Annotated in this window: 1 protein-coding gene; it reads left to right on the top strand. The window is 68.0% G+C overall.

From position 1 onward, the window contains the following. Positions 1–272: beta-ketoacyl synthase N-terminal-like domain-containing protein (locus DEH69_RS05435; protein ID WP_220131193.1), on the top strand; the 272-nt coding region annotated here is incomplete at both ends.

Below are 272 nucleotides of genomic sequence, written 5' to 3'. Positions count from 1 at the left end.
GTTTGTGGAGTTTTCGCGGCAGCGTGGGTTGGCGGTCGATGGGCGGTGCAAGGCGTTTGCGGCGGCGGCGGATGGGACGGGGTGGGCCGAGGGTGTGGGGGTGGTGTTGTTGGAGCGGTTGTCTGATGCGCGGCGTCACGGTCATCGGGTGCTTGCGGTGCTGCGGGGGTCGGCGGTGAATCAGGATGGGGCGTCGAATGGTCTGACGGCGCCGAATGGTCCTTCTCAGCAGCGGGTGATTCGTGCGGCGCTGGCCAACGCCCGGCTTAGCC

The organism is Streptomyces sp. PT12, from assembly GCF_003311645.1.
GTDB lineage: Bacteria > Actinomycetota > Actinomycetes > Streptomycetales > Streptomycetaceae > Streptomyces.
This window is presented reverse-complemented; position numbering and strand designations above follow the sequence as displayed.